Annotated in this window: 20 protein-coding genes; 9 read left to right on the top strand and 11 right to left on the bottom strand. The window is 64.1% G+C overall.

Annotated elements, in window-relative coordinates; genetic code table 11:
- The first annotated feature begins 126 nt into the window (after positions 1-126).
- The 5 genes from AC1RMD_RS12245 to AC1RMD_RS12225 all read left to right on the top strand — a co-directional run bounded on the left by AC1RMD_RS12245 (position 127) and on the right by AC1RMD_RS12225 (position 3,042).
- Positions 127-393, top strand: coding sequence for a hypothetical protein (locus AC1RMD_RS12245; protein ID WP_070267270.1), 267 nt, complete (start codon positions 127-129; stop codon positions 391-393).
- The gene (locus tag AC1RMD_RS12240) at positions 390-1,319 is read left to right on the top strand and encodes a sensor histidine kinase (protein ID WP_492926894.1); all 930 of its coding nucleotides are present in this window, start codon (positions 390-392) and stop codon (positions 1,317-1,319) included. The genes AC1RMD_RS12245 and AC1RMD_RS12240 overlap by 4 nt, the downstream gene beginning before the upstream one ends.
- Positions 1,316-2,101, top strand: a complete 786-nt coding sequence (locus tag AC1RMD_RS12235; RefSeq protein ID WP_492926893.1) for a LytR/AlgR family response regulator transcription factor — start codon at positions 1,316-1,318, stop codon at positions 2,099-2,101. The genes AC1RMD_RS12240 and AC1RMD_RS12235 overlap by 4 nt, the downstream gene beginning before the upstream one ends.
- A gap of 118 nt (positions 2,102-2,219) precedes the next feature.
- The gene (locus AC1RMD_RS12230) at positions 2,220-2,645 is read left to right on the top strand and encodes a VOC family protein (protein ID WP_492926892.1); all 426 of its coding nucleotides are present in this window, start codon (positions 2,220-2,222) and stop codon (positions 2,643-2,645) included.
- 10 nt (positions 2,646-2,655) lie between these two features.
- On the top strand, positions 2,656-3,042 hold the full coding sequence (locus AC1RMD_RS12225; protein WP_492926891.1) for a VOC family protein: 387 nt from the start codon (positions 2,656-2,658) through the stop codon (positions 3,040-3,042).
- A 94-nt stretch (positions 3,043-3,136) separates the two neighbouring features.
- Here AC1RMD_RS12225 and AC1RMD_RS12220 read toward each other — a convergent pair whose 3' ends face one another.
- Entirely contained in the window at positions 3,137-3,739 is a 603-nt protein-coding gene (locus AC1RMD_RS12220) for a hypothetical protein (RefSeq protein WP_492926890.1), read from the bottom strand.
- Positions 3,740-3,853: 114 nt separating this feature from the next.
- On the opposite strand from AC1RMD_RS12220, the gene AC1RMD_RS12215 reads away from it, so the two are divergent.
- The gene (locus AC1RMD_RS12215; protein WP_492926889.1) at positions 3,854-5,308 is read left to right on the top strand and encodes an HD domain-containing phosphohydrolase; all 1,455 of its coding nucleotides are present in this window, start codon (positions 3,854-3,856) and stop codon (positions 5,306-5,308) included.
- A gap of 41 nt (positions 5,309-5,349) precedes the next feature.
- On the opposite strand, the gene AC1RMD_RS12210 is transcribed toward AC1RMD_RS12215, so the two are convergent.
- The 9 genes from AC1RMD_RS12210 to xapA form a co-directional block, all read right to left on the bottom strand.
- A complete protein-coding gene (locus AC1RMD_RS12210; protein WP_492926888.1) occupies positions 5,350-5,790 on the bottom strand; it encodes an aspartyl protease family protein in 441 nt (146 codons plus the stop codon).
- Positions 5,778-6,020 (bottom strand): hypothetical protein, encoded by a 243-nt coding sequence (locus AC1RMD_RS12205; protein ID WP_492926887.1) that lies wholly within the window; start codon positions 6,018-6,020, stop codon positions 5,778-5,780. Before AC1RMD_RS12205 ends, AC1RMD_RS12210 begins: the two co-directional genes overlap by 13 nt.
- A gap of 82 nt (positions 6,021-6,102) precedes the next feature.
- Entirely contained in the window at positions 6,103-7,323 is a 1,221-nt protein-coding gene (locus tag AC1RMD_RS12200; RefSeq protein WP_492926886.1) for a nucleoside deaminase, read from the bottom strand.
- Between the two features lie 3 nt (positions 7,324-7,326).
- Positions 7,327-7,731, bottom strand: coding sequence for a cytidine deaminase (locus tag AC1RMD_RS12195; RefSeq protein WP_492926885.1), 405 nt, complete (start codon positions 7,729-7,731; stop codon positions 7,327-7,329).
- 11 nt (positions 7,732-7,742) lie between these two features.
- Positions 7,743-9,065, bottom strand: a complete 1,323-nt coding sequence (deoA, locus tag AC1RMD_RS12190; protein WP_492926884.1) for a thymidine phosphorylase — start codon at positions 9,063-9,065, stop codon at positions 7,743-7,745.
- A gap of 80 nt (positions 9,066-9,145) precedes the next feature.
- Positions 9,146-11,530, bottom strand: a complete 2,385-nt coding sequence (locus tag AC1RMD_RS12185; protein WP_492926883.1) for an aldehyde dehydrogenase family protein — start codon at positions 11,528-11,530, stop codon at positions 9,146-9,148.
- Between the two features lie 16 nt (positions 11,531-11,546).
- Positions 11,547-12,509 carry a deoxyribose-phosphate aldolase gene (gene deoC / locus AC1RMD_RS12180; protein WP_332851405.1) on the bottom strand — a complete coding sequence of 321 codons (963 nt, stop codon included), beginning with the start codon at positions 12,507-12,509 and terminating at the stop codon, positions 11,547-11,549.
- Positions 12,506-13,699, bottom strand: a complete 1,194-nt coding sequence (locus AC1RMD_RS12175; protein ID WP_492926882.1) for a phosphopentomutase — start codon at positions 13,697-13,699, stop codon at positions 12,506-12,508. The genes deoC and AC1RMD_RS12175 overlap by 4 nt, the downstream gene beginning before the upstream one ends.
- A gap of 56 nt (positions 13,700-13,755) precedes the next feature.
- Positions 13,756-14,595, bottom strand: a complete 840-nt coding sequence (gene xapA / locus AC1RMD_RS12170; protein WP_492926881.1) for a xanthosine phosphorylase — start codon at positions 14,593-14,595, stop codon at positions 13,756-13,758.
- 211 nt (positions 14,596-14,806) lie between these two features.
- Between xapA and AC1RMD_RS12165 the strand changes: the two genes are divergently transcribed.
- The 3 genes from AC1RMD_RS12165 to AC1RMD_RS12155 are packed head-to-tail and all read left to right on the top strand — an operon-like array spanning position 14,807 to position 17,824.
- Complete coding sequence (locus AC1RMD_RS12165) at positions 14,807-15,949, top strand: carbohydrate kinase (protein ID WP_492926880.1); 1,143 nt, start codon at positions 14,807-14,809, stop codon at positions 15,947-15,949.
- 11 nt (positions 15,950-15,960) lie between these two features.
- Positions 15,961-16,881, top strand: a complete 921-nt coding sequence (locus tag AC1RMD_RS12160; RefSeq protein ID WP_492926879.1) for a pseudouridine-5'-phosphate glycosidase — start codon at positions 15,961-15,963, stop codon at positions 16,879-16,881.
- Between the two features lie 28 nt (positions 16,882-16,909).
- Complete coding sequence (locus AC1RMD_RS12155; protein ID WP_492926878.1) at positions 16,910-17,824, top strand: LysR family transcriptional regulator; 915 nt, start codon at positions 16,910-16,912, stop codon at positions 17,822-17,824.
- On the opposite strand, the gene pcp is transcribed toward AC1RMD_RS12155, so the two are convergent.
- Complete coding sequence (pcp, locus tag AC1RMD_RS12150) at positions 17,814-18,464, bottom strand: pyroglutamyl-peptidase I (RefSeq protein WP_492926877.1); 651 nt, start codon at positions 18,462-18,464, stop codon at positions 17,814-17,816. The two genes, AC1RMD_RS12155 and pcp, sit on opposite strands and share 11 nt — an antisense overlap.
- Positions 18,465-18,487: the final 23 nt, after the last annotated feature.

Genomic DNA, 18,487 nt, shown 5'->3' with positions numbered 1-18,487 from the left:
GGCCGCCGCTTATCCTCCGGAATAACCGGCCATCCCGCTCAAACCGCAGTTGATCGGAATCCACCACAGCGCGCCTGAGGGCTTTGCTACAGTGATTCCATCGCAACGATTTTGATGGAGTTCCAAATGAGTAAATTGAACAGCCAGGCCGTGATGGATCTGATGGAAGAAATCTTCCGCGCCTTCGCCCAGACCGTGCGCTACGGCGTGCGGCTGGTGCAGCGCATGTCGCCGCCGGCACTGCTGGGCGCCGCGCTGATACTGGCCTTCATCCTCACCATCCTGCCGCTGGCGATGGTGCTGTTCGCCTTCTTCCTGGTGCTGAAGATCGCCGTCGGCGCCTGCGTGGTCGGCGGCCGCCGCCAGCGTCGCCGCCAGGAGCAGCAGCAATGAAAAAGCGCGGGCTGGCCAAGGCCGGCTACGACAACGCCAAAAGCCTGCTCGACATCATCCGCGAGATCGGCGAAACGGCCACCAGCATGTGGTGGCGTTTCTTCGACTGGCTGGCGCAGGTGGAATGGCGCAAGCTGATGATGGTGTGGCTGCTGTTGCTGCTGTTCGGCCTGACGCCGTTCGGCCTGCCCAAGCAGACCGTCGCCTTCATCGCGCTGTCGCTGAGCCTGAAGGTGCTGGCCGGCGGCAAGCGCAAGGCCGAGCTGGAGGCGCACCACGCCACCAGCCACGCCGACGAGGAAGGCATGGAGCGGCGCCTGATCGAGGCGCGCATGGCGGCCTTGCAGGCGCAGGTCGAACCGCACTTCCTGTTCAACACGCTCGCGCTGATCGGTCAGCTGATCGAGACCGATCCGCCGCAGGCCGCGCGCATCCACCAGAATCTGATCGACTACCTGCGCGCCACCTTGCCGCAGATGCGCGCCAAGGGCAGCGGCACGCTGGGCCGGCAGATCGAGATGTCGCGCGCCTACCTGGCCATCATGCAGGCCCGCATGGGAGCGCGGCTGGCGGTGTCGGTCGACGTGCAGCCGGAAATGCTGAGCGCCACCTTCCCCGTGATGATGCTGCAGATCCTGATCGAGAACGCCATCAAGCACGGCCTGGAGCCGAAGATCGAGGGCGGCCGCATCGACATCCGCGCCAGCGTCGACGGCGCCATGCTGCAGGTGGACGTGCTGGACGACGGCATCGGCTTCAACGTCCATGCCGGCGACGGCATCGGCCTGGCCAATGTGCGCGAACGCCTGCGCATCCTGTACGGCAACCGCGCGCAGCTGGTGATCGAGGCGCCGCTGACGGGCGGCACCCGCGCCAGCGTCCGCATACCGTATGCACCGGATATTTTTGCCGGAGGTTCGAAATGAATATCGTCACACAGGGCGGCCAGCGCCGCGCCACCGCGCTGATCGCCGACGACGAGGAACCGATGCGCCGCCAGCTGCGCGCGCGCCTGCTGGAAGCGTGGCCGGGACTGGAGATCGTCGCCGAGGCGGCCAACGGCATCGAGGCCGTGGCGCTGGCCGGCCAGTACCAGCCGGACATCGTGTTCCTCGATATCCGCATGCCCGGCCTGTCCGGCATCGAGGCGGCGCGCATGCTGTTCAACCGCTGCCACCTGGTGTTCGTGACGGCCTACGATCAATACGCGATCGAAGCCTTCGAACAGGGTGCGCTGGATTATCTGTTGAAGCCGGCCGGCGGCGAACGCCTGAAGACCACTTGCGCGCGCCTGCAATCGTTGATCGGCCAGCAGCCGTCCAACATCGAGCGGCAGCTGAGCCAGCTGTTGTCCAGCCAGAGCAAGCCGAGCGCCAAGCCGGAATACCTGCGCTGGATCCAGGCGGTGGTCGGCAACAACCTGCGCATGATCAGCACGCGCGAAGTGCTGTTCTTCCGCGCCGACGAAAAGTACACCCGGGTCCAGACCGCGCAAGCTGAAGTGTTGATACGCAAAACGCTGAAGGAGCTGGCCGACGAACTGGACCCGGACGAATTCTGGCGCATCCACCGCTCGACCTTGGTGCGGGTCGATGCCATCGAAGAAGTCACGCGCGACTTGCGCGGACGGCAGATGGTGAAGATCCGCAACTTCGACGAACAGCTGGAAGTCAGCCGCGGCAATGCCCATTTATTCCAGCAAATGTAATCTCCGTCTGATCGTTATCAATATATACTTTCCCGCATCGTTCGGCCGCACCAGCCCGCCGAACGGATGGGGGTAAATATTGATCGAATCTGTTCCATACCACGACAGGGAGAAAACAATGTCCAGCATACCCAAGCAGACGCGCAGCAGCGTCATTCCATGCATGCGCTACCGCGACGCGCCGGCCGCCATCGACTGGCTGTGCACCACGTTCGGTTTTGAAGCGACGCTGGTGGTGCCGAACGACGACGGCAGCATCGCCCACGCGCAACTCAGTTTCGGCAACGGCATGATCATGCTCGGTTCGGTGTTCGACACCGAGTTCGGCCGCCTGATGAAGCAGCCTGCCGAGATCGGCCAGTTCAACACGCAGAGTTCCTACCTGGTCGTCAACGACGCCGACAAGGTGTACGACAACGTCAAGCAGGCCGGCGGCGAGATCCTGCTCGATATCAAGGACGAGGACTACGGCGGACGCGGCTTCACCTGCCGCGACCCAGAGGGCCACATCTGGAGCATCGGCACCTACGATCCGGCGGATTAAGGAGAACAACATGGGACGTCCGGTACATTTTGAAATCCAGGCCAGCCAACCGCAGGTGCTGATCGATTTTTACAGCGAGCTGTTCGGCTGGAGTTTCCACAAGTGGGAAGGCGGCGAATACTGGCTGATCGACACCGGCGACAGCAGCAAGCCCGGCATCAACGGCGGCCTGCTGCCGCGCCGGGGGCCGGCGCCCGAGGCGATGCAGGGCGTGAACGCCTTCGTCTGCACCATCGATGTCGAACAGCTCGACGGCATGCTGTCCCGGGTGGGCACGTTGAAGGCGGAGATAGTGGTGCCGAAGATGGCCGTCCCCGGCATCGGCTGGCTAGCCTACGCCAAAGACCACGACGGCAACATCTTCGGCATGATGCAGAGCGACGCCAACGCGGCTTGACGCTAAAGACCTGCAAACCAGTTGTAACCATGCAGGTCTTCCCAGTAGCCGCCGGTGAAGTCGTTGGCGCCGGCGAGGCCGGTCCACTGGCGGTTTAAAGCGGCGGCATGAGACCGTCTCGACCGACCAGCACCGCGTTGGCGTGGACCTTTCCGTCCGCACCTTCCGCGCCGATCACCATGACCTTGGCACCGACCACCAGCAGTTTGCGCTCGCCCGGCACGAACTGGCCGTAGGTCGTGGCCTTGTCCAGCAACACTTGCTGCGACTTGCCGCCAAAGCGCATTTCCAACTCGGTGCTGCTGGATTTCTTGATCACTTTGGCGACGGTGGCGTTGGTCATCGTGCCCTGTTCGATGTTGTCCCAAGGGTAGTGGCCCTCGTTCATGCCTCGCGCCGCCTCCGGGAAGATCATCACACCCGTCGCCCGGATCTTCCCATCCGGGGCCGGGGCGGCAGCAATGCCGAGGAAGCTGTTTTCCTGGATCGCCGCCCGGCTGCTGCGCGACACGTCCAGTACCTGCGCCTTCTCCAACAACTGCACCGTGGTCGTGACGCCCTTGCGGTCGACGATAGTCATCTCGCCGGCGCCGACCGCGGTCACGTCGCCGCGCAGATGCCGTTGGCGGTCTGCGCCGAAGCTGGCGCCGGAGGTGGCCAGCGTGGCGACGACGATCAGGGTTGAGATAAATTTCATGTTGTATCCTCGGATGAATGAAGTGGAAGCCGCACTATGCCGCGCCCGGCGCCGCCCCGTAATCGGTCGAATGTCCGATGCCGGCCGCGCGGCAAAGATGGCTATAATCGGCCGATGCATCCCGAAACCCCCGCCTCCGTTACAGACATCATGCACGCGCTGGCGTATATCGGCGACCTGAGCATGGGCCAACCCACCGACCATTCGCTGCGCACCGCGTGGCTGGGCGCGCGCCTGGCCCACGCCTCCGGCTGCGGCGCCCGCGACGGCGAAGCCGTGCAACAGGTCGCGCTGCTGCGTTGGTCGGGCTGCACTGCCAACGCGCCGGATTTCAGCGCGCTGATTGGCGACGATGTCGGCGGCCGCGCGCTGTTGATGTCGCAGAAAACCGGCGACCCGGCTTATGCCGCGATGGGCAGGCAGCTGCAAGGCTCCTTCCGGCAACTGTCGGAGATCCACTGTGAGGTGTCGGGCGACATCGCCCGCATGCTCAACGTACCGGCCGATGTCGAGCTGGCGCTGCGCTCGATCTTCACGACACTAGCAGGTACCGGGCCCAATCACGAATGGCCGCGAAGCGTGCCGGAGAGCGTCTACATCGTGGCCCTGGCAAGCGACATCGAGGTCCTCCGCCGCGCACAAGGCGAGGAGCGCATGCTGGACATCATCGGACAAAAAAGCGGCAAGGCTTACCCGGCGCCGCTGGCGGCGATCGCGCTACGGCATGCGGCTTCATGGCTGGAAGTGCTGGACCATGACGAGAGCTGGCAGGCCTCGCTGTCATTCGGCGCGCTTGCCGGACAGGGCGCAGTATCGCTGGAACTGCTGGCCGACGTGATTGATCTGAAGCTACCATGGATGACCGGCTATTCGCGTCGCGTGGCGGAAGCGGCGCGCTGCGGCGCGGTCGCGATGGGACTCGGCATGGAGACGGCGGAGCACTGCCACCGGGCCGCGCTGGTGCATGGCATCGGCCGCGCGGCGGTGCCCAATTCGGTATGGAACATAACCGGCCGACTATCCGCGGCCGCACGCGAACAACTGCGGTTGGCGCCCTACTGGACCAGCCGCGCCACCACACGCATCGGCGCCCTGGCTAGCGCGGCGGACACCGGCTCCTATGCTACCGAACGGTTGGACGGCAGCGGCGCCTTCCGCGCCTGCACAGGAGCATCGATTCCGGTCGAGGGCCGGATCGTGGCCGCAGCGTCGGCATGGATCGCACTGCAATCGCTCCGGCCCTGGCGCGCAGCCATGACGCCGGATGCGGCACGCCTGCTGTTGGAAACGGAAGCCGATGCCGGCCGATTCGACAGCGCCGCCGTGCGGGCAATCTGCAGCGGCAAGGCGCCCACCGCAGACGGCGCGCAAAACAAAGTCGTGTTGACGGAGCGGGAGACCGAAGTTTTCCGTGGCATCAGCCTGGGCCTGACCAACAAGGAAGTGGCACGTTCATTGGCGATCAGCCCGAGCACGGTGCGCACGCACGTGGAGAACGTGTTTCGCAAACTGCAGTGCAGCACCCGCGCCGCCGCAACCCTCAAGGCGGTAACCCTGCGGTTGATCTGATCCGGCACCTCTTGCAGTAAGGCGATAGCATGGTGACATTATCAATAACATAATGCGAACGAGGCCGCAGTGCCGTTGTAGATGCACGTCCAACGGTTCAGCAAGTCTCGGCCGATGAGGCCATCAATTCCCTGACCAGCCAGGCTAACCTCGATCAACGCAAGCGTTGAAATTCGGTAGCCCGCCGATCGTTTCCCGGGTATGAAGAGCATTGCATCGAAGAGTTTGCAGGCGTGAGGAACGCCCTTGGTAGAGGGCGTTTGAACATCGATCAATCCTATTGAGGGCAATCCGAGCTGCCCCACCAAATTCGAATCAATGCATGTGCGGCTAGCTCCCGTATCAATCAAGAACTTTCCGCGCGCGGCGGGAGGTGCGGGGATCCCTGCCGCAGCAAGCACATCTTTGTACAACGCGCTGATACCGATCATGACTGTAATGATCGGGCCATCACGGCTGATAGAAAAATTTAGGCTGGGCATTTGGGAAGAACGTCGCGATTGATATAAACGACTTCCTCAACCGGTAAAACTTGCTTCACCAAAAATGGTGTCAATCCGAAGTTGTCGTAGCCGGCCTTGATGGCTTCCTCGAAACTGTCATAGGTGCCCAGTATGGTTTCTCCAGAAATAACGGCATACTTGCCTTCGTCCGCCAGCAATGCGCCGAGGTTTTGAGCGAATACCTGAAGTTCTTTTTGCAACGTAGACATTTCCAGTTCCTCCAACGGCCACCGATGGGAATGGATTTAGCCTAGCACTATCTCAGTGCCAGGCCAAGCGTGCAAGACAAGCTTAGGCCAGCGCGGCGATCAGGTCCTGGTCGGCCACCTGGGTGGGCCGGATGCGGATGATGTTGCGGTACAGCGGCGGCATGGCGGCGCACAGCGCTGCCAGTTCGGCTTCTGGCATGCCGGGTAGTACATACTGGAACTGCGTCGGATTTTTCAACGGCAGCGGGCCTTCCATCGTCGAGCCGTAGGCGCCCAGGTTCATGAAGCTGATGGCGCCGCTGTCCGGCCCCTGCGCGAAGACGAAGGTACCGTCCTTGGGATGGCCCAGATACTGGCGCACTTCGTCCTGCTGCGCCGGCGTGGCGCCGGCCATCAGCTTGTAGCGCAGCTGCGCGTAGGCGCGCGTGGTTTCCATGAAGGCGCTGCGAATGCCCGACTGCGACATCCGGCCCGGCATGCACAGCAGCAGATTGCCGAACGAATCCAACAAGGCCACCGCGTCCCCTGCCCCGCCATGTTCACGGTCGCGCGCCATCGCCTGCAGCAGAAACGGCGCCAGGCCGGCGTCCGGATGCTGCGGCGTGCAGCGGTAGGCCAGCGCGTCCGGATACAGCTGTCGCAGCGCGCGCACGATGGCGTGGTCGGACGCCAGCGTCATCGGGCATTTCAATTGTTGTTGCGGCAGATCGGTGTTGAACAGCTCCGTCACTTCGCCGGCCGTGGCCTCGAACACCAATGAGCATAAGGCCTGCGTCGGTTCCGAGATGGTTTTACCGATGAAGAAGGACTTCGGCGCGGCGCCCGAACTGGCGCGCGTGTACAGCGAGGAGCCGAGGATGGCCGGGTAGCTGAACGTCGCTTCGGCTTGCGGCCGCAATGCTTCCGGCAGCGCGCCGAACGTGGCGCCGCCGTCGTAGTTGACGCCAGCGCTTTTGTCCGGCGCGGCCACCACCACGTTGAAACCGCCCGCCAGGATCGCGCCGCTGCACATGCAGCAGGGATCGAGCGAGGTGACGATGGTGATGTCCTGCGGCTCCGGCAGCTCGCGGCCCTTGGCGCGTTCGGCGTAGTACCAGTCGATCAACTGGCGCTCGCCGTGCGCGGTCGGGTCGAAGATCAGCCCCTGCTTGATGACGTTGTTATGCAGCGACTGCAGCACGTTGCCGTGCTGGTCGAGCATCAGGCCGCCCACGCCAAAGGTGCCCTGGGTTTTGGCGGCAATAGCCTCCGCCGCCGCGATCGCGACGGCTGCCTGCACATCGATTGTCTTCTTGAAGGCCAAGTTTTACTTCTTCAGGTCAGCGCCACCGAAGGCGTTCGGCAGTTGCTCGGCTGCCGTGGTTTCGTAGATGTCGCCTTTGAGGTTGGTCAGCAGCACCGGCAGTTCATTGCCGCCCAACTCCAGGATCACCTGGCGGCAAGCGCCGCACGGTGCGATAGGCCCGTCGGTCTCGCCGATGACGACCAACTGCGAGAAATCGCCCGGCTGGTAGCCCTGCGCGAAAGCGCTGAAGAAGGCGGTGCGCTCGGCGCAGTTGCACAAGCCGTAGGACGCGTTTTCCACGTTACAGCCGTGGAAAACCTTGCCGTCGTTGGTCAGCAGCGCCGCGCCGACCTTGAAGTTGGAGTACGGCGTGTAAGCCTTCAGGCGCGCGGCCGCGGCTTCGACGATCAGTTCTTGTTTGTTCATGTGCGGCTCCCTTATGGACGGATCGTGCGATAGATGACAGGGTTCGCGGTCGGCGCAGTGCCGGCGACCTGGTAGGCCGCCTGGATTTCGCGGATCGCCTGCTCGGCGGCTTCCTGCGTGCGCGCGTGCACCATCGCCAGCGGCTGGCCGGCTTCGATCTTGTCGCCCAGGCCAACCAGGTCGGTCAAGCCAACAGCGAAGTCGATCGGATCGGCAGCGCGGCGGCGACCGCCGCCCAGACTCACCACGGCCAGGCCGATGTCGCGGCAGTTGGCGGCCGAGGCGTAGCCGGAAACCAGCGCAGGCGCCGGCACGATGATAGGCGAACGCTCCAGGTACTTGTCCGGATTGTCCATCAGGTCGGCCGGACCGCCCAACGCCACCACCATGCGCGAGAAGCGCTCGGCGGCTTCGCCGCTGTCCAGCGACGCCTGCAGCTTGGCGCGCGCTTCCTCTTCGGTGGCGGCCAGCTTGCCCAGCACCAGCATCTCGGCGCACAGCGCCATCGTCACTTCGTGCAGGCGCGCCGGACGCGATTTGCCGCTCAGGTAGTCCATCGCGCCGCGTACTTCCAGCGCGTTGCCGGCGTATGGCGCCAGCGATTCGTTCATGTCGGTCAGGATGGCCGACGTCATCATGCCGGCGCCGTTGCCAACCTTGACGATGCTGTCCGCCAGTTCAACCGATTTGTCGTAGGTCGGCATGAAGGCGCCGCTGCCCACTTTAACGTCCATCACCAGCGCATCCAGGCCTGCCGACAGCTTCTTCGACAGGATGGAGCCGGTGATCATGGCGACCGATTCCACGGTGGCGGTCACGTCGCGCACGCCGTAGAAGATCTTGTCCGAAGGCGCCAGCGATGCGGTCTGGCCGATGATGGCGACGCCGACTTCCTTGACCACTTTGCGGAACAGCTCATTGGTCGGCACGGTGCTGTAGCCGGGGATGGAATCGAACTTGTCCAGCGTGCCGCCGGTGTGGCCCAGGCCACGGCCGGAGATCATCGGCACGAAGCCGCCGCAGGCCGCGACCATGGGGCCGAGCAGCAGCGAGACCACGTCGCCGACGCCGCCGGTCGAGTGCTTGTCGACCACCGGGCCTGGCAGGTCCAGCGAGCGCCAGTCCAGCACCTCGCCGGAATCGCGCATCGCCAGCGTGAAGGCGACGCGTTCGTCCATGTTCATGTCGTTGAAGTAGACCGCCATCGCCAGCGCGGCGATCTGGCTTTCGGTGACGCGGTTCGAGGTGATGCCGCCGACGAAGAACTGGATCTCTTCAGCGGTCAGTGCGCCGCCGTCGCGCTTCTTGCGAATGATCTCTTGAGGTAAGAACATGGAATTCTCCGCTTTGAATTATTGGGTGTTGAAAGTACAAGGGCGGGTCCGCAGACCCGCCCGTAGTACCGGATGTTTATTTAGACGCCGTATGGAATCCAGACGTTCTTGACCTGCGAGGCGTGCGCCAATACCGCGCGGCCACCACTTTGAGCGGTGCTGTACCAGTCACGCCCTTTCGCGCCGCCGACCCAGGTGCGCTTGAGCGAAGCAGCCGACAGGCGCTCCACTTCCGCACAACCATCAGCCGAACCGTCATGACGCCATACCGCGTCGATGTCCGAGTGGGTCGCCAGCGTGCGCGCCAATTCGTCGGCCGAACCGGTGACAATGTTGACCACGCCGTCCGGCAGGTCCGACGTATCGAACACCTGATACAGATCGGTGGCCGACAGCGGGTGCGCTTCCGACGGCACCACCACCACGCGGTTGCCCAGCGCGATAGCCGGCGCCACCAGCGAGATGAAGCCCAGCAGCGGCGACTCGTTCGGGCAGACGATGCCGATCACGCCGACCGGCTCGTTCAGCGCCACGGTGATGCCGTGCATCGGCGGCTGGTGCGCCAGGCCGTCGTACTTGTCGGCCCACGCGGCGTAATAGAACAGGCGTTCGATCGAAGCCTGCACTTCTTTTTCCGCGTTCTTGGAACCGGTCATCGCGGCAATGCGGGCAGCGAATTCCTCGCCGCGCGCGGCCAGGTTTTCAGCGATGTAGTACAGCACCTGTGCGCGGTTGTGCGACGTGGCTTTCGCCCAGCCGCCGGCCTTGTGCGCCGCTTCCACCGCGTTGCGGATGTCCTTGCGATTGCCTTCGCCGACTTCGCCGATGAAGGCGCCGTCCGCACCGTGGATCGCGCGGCTGTAGGCGCCGTCAGGGCGGGCCTGCTTGCCGCCGATGTACAGCTTGGCGGTGCGGTCGATGGCGAACGCGCCACCTGCCGCCGGTGCGGCCGCCTTGGCTTTGGCCTTGCCTTCCACCACTGGCGTCGCTGGACGCGCATCTTCCGATTTGGCGGTCAGGTATTCGTACATGCCTTCGCGGCCGCCTTCACGGCCGAAGCCGGATTCACGGTAGCCACCGAAGCCGCAAGCGGCGTCGAACTGGTTGGCGGTGTTAATCCACACCACGCCGGCCTTGATCTGCGGCGCGACATCGAGCGCCAGCGAGATGTTCTCGGTCCAGACGCAGGCGGCCAGGCCATAGACGGTGTTGTTCGCCAGTTGCACGGCTTCCGGCGGAGTGCGGAAGCTCATCGCCACCAGCACCGGGCCGAAGATTTCTGCCTGCGCCACGGCGGCGGAAGTCGATGCGCCGGTGATCAGCGTCGGCGGGAACCACGAGCCGTTGGCCGGGATTTCGCACTTGGGTTGATAAACCTCGCAACCTTCGGCGCGGGCCGATTCCACCAGGCCGGCGATGCGCTGCTGCTGTACCGGATCGACCAGGGCGCCGATGTCCATCGACTTGTCCAGCGGCGAGCCGAGGGTCAGCTTGTCCATGCGGGCGCGCAGCTTGGCCAGGAATTTTTCCTGCACCGATTCCTGCACCAGCAGGCGCGAACCCGCGCAGCATACCTGTCCCTGATTGAACCAGATCGAATCGACCAGGCCTTCAACGGCGGCATCCAGGTCGGCATCGTCGAACACGATGAACGGCGACTTGCCGCCCAGTTCCAGCGACAGCTTCTTGCCGCTGCCGGCGGTGGCGATGCGGATCAGGCGGCCTACTTCGGTCGAGCCAGTGAAGGCCAGCTTGTCGATGCCAGGATGGTTGACGATGGCTTCGCCCACGCGGCCGTCGCCGGTGACGATGTTGACCACGCCGGCAGGCACGCCGGCCTGCACGCAGATCTCGGCGAACAGCATCGCGGTCAGCGACGTGAACTCGGCCGGCTTGAAGACGATGGTGTTACCAGCGGCCATGGCCGGTGCGATTTTCCACGACAGCATCAGCAGCGGAAAATTCCAAGGCACGATCTGGCCAACCACGCCGACGGCGCGGTAGTCCGCGAATTCTTCGGCTTGCAGTTGCGCCCAACCGGCGTGGTAGTAGAAGTGGCGCGCCACCAGCGGCAGGTCGACGTCGCGGGTTTCGCGGATGGTCTTGCCGTTGTCCAGCGTTTCCAGCACGGCGAACAGGCGCGCGTGCTTCTGCATCAGGCGGGCCAACGAGTACATGACCTTGGCGCGGCCATGGCCGCCCAGTGCCTGCCAGCCCGGCTGCGCGGCGCGCGCGGCGGCCACGGCGCGATCGACGTCGCTGCCGGTGGCTTGCGTCAGGTCGGCCAGCTTGGCCGCATCGGCTGGATTGGTCGAGGCGAACAACTCGCCCGGCTCGCTCCACTGGTTGTCGATGAACAGGCCGAAGGCGCGGCCGTGCTGTTCCAGCCACGCTTGCGCTTCTTTCGTGCTTTCCGGTGCGGGGCCGTATTCCATAGTATTCAGGATCTCTTTAATTGATGGCATGACGTGTCCGTATTCTTTATGGTTGCGCGTGGCGGTGTGCGGCGGAGTAGTTGCCGGTCACATAGTGCTCAAGCTGGCGTTCGATGTCGGTCAGCAGGCTGGATGCGCCGATGCGGAACAGGTGCGGCTCGAGCCACTCGTTGCCCAGTTCTTCCTTCATCAGCGACAGGTACTGCAGCGCGGCCTTGGCCGTACCCACGCCGCCGGCCGGCTTGTAGCCGATCTTGAAGCCGGTCTGCTCGTGGTAGTCGCGGATCGCGCGCACCATCGTCAGCGAAACCGGGATCGTCGCGTTGACCGGCTCTTTGCCGGTGGAGGTCTTGATGAAGTCCGCGCCGGCCATCATGCAGACCCACGAAGCCTTGGCCACGTTTTCCAGCGTGACCAGTTCACCGGTCGCCAGGATGGCCTTGACGTGCGCTTCGCCGCAAGCCTTGCGGTAAGCCAGCATCTCGTCGTACAGCGCTTGCCAGTTGCCCGTCAAAACGTGCTGGCGGGTGATGACGATATCGATCTCGGTCGCGCCTGCGGCCACCGACAATTCGATCTCGCGCACCTTGGTTTCCATGCTGGTCAGGCCAGCCGGGAAGCCGGTCGACACGGCGGCGATAGGCAGGCGGCCTTGCAGCACCTGGGTCGCCGGCTTGATCATCTCGTGGTACACGCAGACGGCGCCGGTGGTCAGCTTGTAGTCCTGCAGACCCAGTGCCTCGACCAGGTCCGAACGCAGCGGACGCATGGCCTTCATGCACAGGCGCTCGACGCGGCCCGGCGTATCGTCGCCGGACAGCGTGGTCAGGTCGATCAGGCCGATGGCCTTGACCAGCCAGGCGGCCTGGTATTCCTTCTTCACCGTGCGGCGGTTCGCCAGGCTGGCGGCGCGGCGGTCGGCAGCGCTCTTGTTGATGTGGATGTGATTGATCCAGCCCAGGTCCAGCGGGACCGCTTCGTTTCGTTTGAAGTCGGTGATGATGGTCATAACAGATTGCTTCCGTGGGAAAGTGGTTTGACGCCGAGGTGGTGGGCCAGCGTCTGGCCGATATCGGAGAAGGATTCGGAGATAGGCAGCTTCTGCGCCTTCACGCCCGGGCCGAAGAAAATCATCGGGATATGTTCGCGGGTGTGGTCGGAGCCAGGCCAGGTTGGATCGCAGCCATGGTCGGCGGTGATCACCACCAGGTCGCCCTCTTTCAGCCTGGCGATGAACTCCGGCAGGCGCGCATCCATCTCGTGCAGCGCGTTCGAGTAGCCGGTGACGTCGCGGCGGTGGCCGAAGGCCTGGTCGAAGTCGACGAAGTTCACGAAGGTCAGCGACTTGTCGCCGGCTTCTTCTTCCACCTTCATCAGCGCGTCGAACAGCGCCATGTTGTCCTTGCCCTTGACCATGCGCGATACGCCCTGGGTCGCGAAGATGTCGCTGATCTTGCCGAGGGCGATGACTTCGCCGCCGTCGTTCTTCACGTGGTCCAGCAGCGTAGGTGCCGGCGGTGCGACCGCGTAGTCGTGACGGTTGGTGGTGCGGGTGTAGTTGCCGTCCGCGCCGGTGAACGGACGCGCGATCACGCGGCCGATGTTGTATGGCTCGACCAGCTTGAAGGCGATCTCGCAGATTTCATACAGGCGCTCCAGGCCGAACGATTCCTCGTGCGCGGCGATTTGCAGCACCGAGTCGGCGGAGGTGTAGATGATAGGCTTGCCGCTGGCGACATGCTCGTCACCGTGCTTGTTGATGATCTCCGTGCCCGATGCGTGACAGTCGCCCAGGAAGCCCGGCACGCCGGCCAGCTGTTGCAGCTTGGCGGTCAGCTCGGCCGGGAACGACGGCACGGTTTTCGGGAAGTAGCCCCAGTCGAATTCCACCGGCACGCCGGCGATTTCCCAGTGGCCGGACTGCGTGTCCTTGCCGGTCGAACGTTCGCGCGCGGCGCCGTAGGCGGCGGTGAAGCCTTCGCGCTGTTCGAAGCCGGCGGCCCACTGGCCGCTAGCGGTATGGGCGGCAGCGGCCAGGCCCAGTTTTTCCATGGTCGGCAGCGACATCGGCTTGCCGCTCTTGGCGGCCCACTCGGCGATGTGGCCGAAGGTGTTGGCGCCGACGTCGTTGTACTTCGCGGCATCGGGCGTGGCGCCCAAACCAAACGAATCGAGCAAGAGGATAAATGCGCGTTTCATATTTTCGAACTCCTATAAAGCAGAAGGGGCGGACATTTGGCCGCCCCTCGGGAATCTTACGCCTGCGGCGTTTTGGCCACGTTGGCCAGGAAGCCCAGGATCACTTCGATCAGCGAGGTCGCCGCGACAGCCGCGTATTTCAGCGTCTGCTCGTGCGACAGCGGGAACGGCGACAGGCCTTCTGCCAGGTTGGTGATGGCCGATACGCCGACCACTTTCAAACCGCAGTGACGGGCCGACACCACTTCCGGCACCACCGACATGCCGACCATGTCCGCGCCCAGCGTCTTGAAGGCGCGGATTTCGGCAGGGGTCTCGAAGTTAGGACCGGCGTAGGCGATGTACACGCCGTCGTGCAGGGTGACGTTCTTCTCTTTGGCCGAAGCGTGCAGCAGCGCGCGCAGGTCGGCGTCGTAGGCGTTGGCCATGCTGAAGAAGCGCGGACCGAAACGCTCGTCGTTCGGGCCCATCATCGGAGTGCCCGGCAGGTAGTTGATATGGTCGGTCAGCGCCACCAGCGAGCCGGCGTCGACTTCGGTGCGCAGCGAACCTGCGGCGTTGGTCACGAACAGCATCTCGCAGCCCAGCAGCTTCATGGTGCGCACGGCGCTGGTCATCACGCCCAGGCCGTAGCCTTCGTAGACGTGGCCGCGGCCCTTCATGCACACCACCGACACGCCCGACAGGGTGCCGATCACCAGCTCGCCGGCGTGGCCGTGCACGGTGCTGATCGGGAAGCCTGGCAGTTCATTGAAACTGATGGTGACCGCGTCGGTCATTTGTTCCGCCAGCACGCCCAGGCCGGAACCCAGAATCATTGCGATGCGCGGCTTGAAGCCCGCAGGGACACGGGCGCGAATGATGTCAGCTGCCTGGAATGGGGAATTATTAGACATGGTTATCCTCTGTTTTTCTGTTGTGGCTGGGGAAGCTGACACTATGCATCATCGTCCATATGTATGGCAAATACCATTTTTCTTAAGCATTTATACTAAAGCGATATAAATCAGGGGTATTATAAATCAAGGCAAACTTAGCCGCAGTGCGTGATTGACTTGATTTGAACAAATGTTTACCATGATGGACAAATGTTTTAGCGAGTAAGCCGTGACCGATTCCTCCAAGAAGGACCAGCTCTACCAGCTGATCCGCGCCAATCCCTTCATTTCCCAGCAAGACCTGGCGGTGGAACTGCGCCTGTCGCGCTCCGCCGTGGCCGGCCATATCGCCGGCTTGATACGCGAACGGCGCCTGCTGGGCCGCGCCTACGTGCTGCCGGACAAGCGTCCGGTGATGTGCATAGGCGCCGCCAACCTGGACCGCAAGCTGCGCACCATCGCCGCCATGCAGCTGGGCACCTCCAATCCCGCCACCGCCGAGGAAGTCTACGGCGGCGTGGCCCGCAACATCGCCGAGAATCTGTCGCGCCTGAACCTGCCGACCGCCCTGCTGACCGCTTTGGGTGACGACGTCGCCGGCCGCAGCCTGCAAGACCACGCGGAAAACGCCGGCATCGACACGCGCGGCAGCCTGAAACTGCCGGACACGCCGACCGGCACCTACACCGCCATCCTCGACGACGCCGGCGAACTGGTGGTGGCGCTGGCCGACATGGCGCTATACGACCGCATCACGCCGGACTACCTGGCCAGCCGCCAGCCGCAGCGCTCCGCCGCCGCGATGACGGTGGTCGACCTGAACCTGCCGGTCGGCAGCATCGCCCTGCTGCTCGACAGCGCCCACGCCGACAACGTGCCGCTGGTGATCGTGGCGGTGTCGCAGCCGAAGATGGCCCACCTGCCGGTTGATCTGAAAGGCCTGCGCCTGCTGATCCTCAACCGCGGCGAGCTGGAAACCCGTGCCGGCCGCGCGCTGCCGACCGAAGCCGAGGTGCGCGCCGCCTGCCGCGACTTGCAGGCCCAGGGCGCGCAGGACGTTATCGTCACCTGCGGCAGCCAGGGCGTATTCCACACCCGCGACGGCGAGCTGGTTTGGCTGGCCGCGCACCAGGTGGACGTGGTCGACGTCACCGGCGCCGGCGACGCCTTCTCGGCCGCCGTCTGCTGGTCGCTGTACCAGGGCAGCGCCGACCTGACGCTGGCCTGCCGCCGCGGCCTGAAGGTCGCCGCGATGACCCTCGAATCCCAGGAAACGGTGTCGCCGATGCTGGCCGCCGACGTCCTCGACGAAATCCACGACTTCGACCTGTCGGCGGAATACAACCCGCCGCTCTTCCCCAACAAGGCATAAGGAATCACACCATGCACCCTGTTCATCACTACCTGCTGTTTTCGCCCGAAGTGGCGGCCGCGCGAGCCGCCGGCAAACCGGTCGTCGCGCTGGAATCGACCATCATCTCGCACGGCATGCCCTACCCGCAGAACGTGCAGATGGCGCGTGAGGTGGAACAGATCATCCGCGACGGCGGCGCCGTGCCTGCCACCATCGCCATCATCGGCGGCAAGATCTGCATCGGCCTGTCGGAAGAACAGCTGGAACTTCTGGGCACCTCGCCGGACGCCATGAAGGTCAGCCGCCGCGACCTGCCCTACGTGCTGGCGCAATCGAAACTGGGCGCCACCACTGTGGCGGCCACGATGATCTGCGCCGAGCTGGCCGGCATCTCCGTGTTCGTCACCGGCGGCATCGGCGGCGTGCATCGCGGCGCCGAGACCAGCTTCGACATCTCGGCCGACTTGCAGGAACTGGCGCAGACCTCGGTGGCGGTGGTGTGCGCCGGCGTCAAATCCATCCTCGACATCGGCCTGACGCTGGAATACCTGGAGACCCACGGCGTGCCGGTGGTCAGCGTGGGCCAGCGCGGCTTCCCCGCCTTCTTCACGCGCGAGAGCGGCTTCGACGCCGACTTCCAGCTCGACACGCCGGCCGAACAGGCGGCCTTCATCCACACCAAGTGGCAGCTGGGCCTCAAGGGTGGCGTGGTGGTGAGCAATCCGGTGCCGGCCGCCGACGCGATGCCGAAGGCGGAGATCGACGCCATCACCGCGCAGGCCTTGCAGGAAGCCGATGCGCAAGGCGTCGCCGGCAAGAATGTCACGCCCTTCCTCCTCAGCCGCATCAAGCAGCTGACCGAGGGCCGCAGCCTGGCCACCAACATCGCACTGGTGAAGAACAACGCCCGTTGCGGCGCCGCCCTTGCGGTGGCCATGCTGGCTCACTGATATCGCACCACATCGCCCAAAGAACGCCATGTCCATCGATCTGAAACAACTAAGGTACTTCCTTGCCGTCGCAGAAGAAAAGAGTTTCAGCCGCGCCGCCGAGCGCCTGCACATTTCGCAGCCGCCCTTGAGCCAGCAGATCATGAAGCTGGAAAGCGAATTGGGCGTGAAGCTGTTCGCCCGCACCACCCGCACCTTCGAGCTGACGGTGGCGGGCAAGGCGCTGATGGGCGAAGCGTCCGACCTGCTGGGCAAGATGCGCATGACCATCGACACCATCCGCCAGATCGACCGTGGTGAAGTGGGCCGGCTGCGGGTGGGCATCGTCGGCTCGGCGATGTGGGGACCGATACCGAGCTTGCTGGAAGAGTTCCAGACCAAGTTCCCGCGCGTGAGCTGGACCCTGCATGAACTGGGGCCGACGTTGCAATACGATGCGCTGCGCGCCAAGCAGATCGACGTCGGCTTCTGGCGCGAGCCCAAGCTGGACGAGGACGACCTGAAGAACGACAACCTGCGCCAGGAGCTGTGCTTCCGCGAGGACGTGTGCGTGGCCATCAACGAGCATCACCCGTTGGCCAAGCAGGAAGCGATCGAACTGACCGACATCGCCGACGAGCCGATGCTGACGCTGGCGTTGGACAAGTCGTCCTTCCCGCGCTACCTGATTCAATGCTGCGTGAAGGCCGGCTTCCAGCCGACCATCTTCCAGGAAGCGTCCGAGCCGCAGACGCTGCTGGCGATGGTGGGTGCTGGCCTGGGTGTGGCGCTGCTGCCGGAGACCACCAGCCGTATCGGCTGGCCGGGCGTGGTGTTCCTGCCGATTCGCACCAATCCGCCGTCGGCGAATCTGTACATCACCTACACCACGCTGGACGATGCGCCGGTGGTGCGGGCTTTTCTGAACATCCTGAACCCCGTAAAGCCTGGGGTCAGTGCGTAACGCCGCCCGCCTCGCGCATGTCCACATCGTGGGCCAGCGTGGTGCGGATGGCGATGCGCAGGCCTTCGACCATGTCCTCCAGCTTCATGCTGGCCGACCCCGGATGCGCGGCCGCCTGCTGCGGCAAATACGGAATGTGAATGAAACCGGCGCGCATGGTCGTGCCCCACTCGTGCGCCTGGTGCATCAGGCTATAGAACACATGGTTGCACACATACGTACCCGCCGTCTGCGACACCGATGACGGCAAGCCCGCCTCGCGCAGCGCATGCACGATGGCCTTGATCGGCAGCGTGGCAAAGTAGGCCGCCGGGCCATTGGTGACGATAGGTTGGTCGACGATCTGCCGCTTCTGGTTATCGGCGATCGGCGCGTCGTCGATGTTGATGGCGATGCGCTCCACCGACAGATCGACCCGGCCGCCCGCCTGCCCCACCGCGATCACGATGCTGGGCTGGAGCTCTTCCACCGCCTGGTGCAGTATCTTGCTGGCCTGCCCGAACACGCACGGCAGCTGGCGCGAATGAACCACGAAGTCGCCTTCGTGCCAGCCCTGAAGGGTGCGCACCGCTTCCCACGAGGGGTTGATGGTCTCCTTGTTAAACGGTTCGAACCCGGTCAACAATATTATCTTTTTCATCTACATGGACTCCGATTGCTGCG

Source organism: Duganella sp. GW822-FHT06D06, assembly GCF_058799615.1.
Note: the sequence above shows the minus strand (reverse complement) of the source record. Positions and strands in the feature narration are given on the sequence as shown.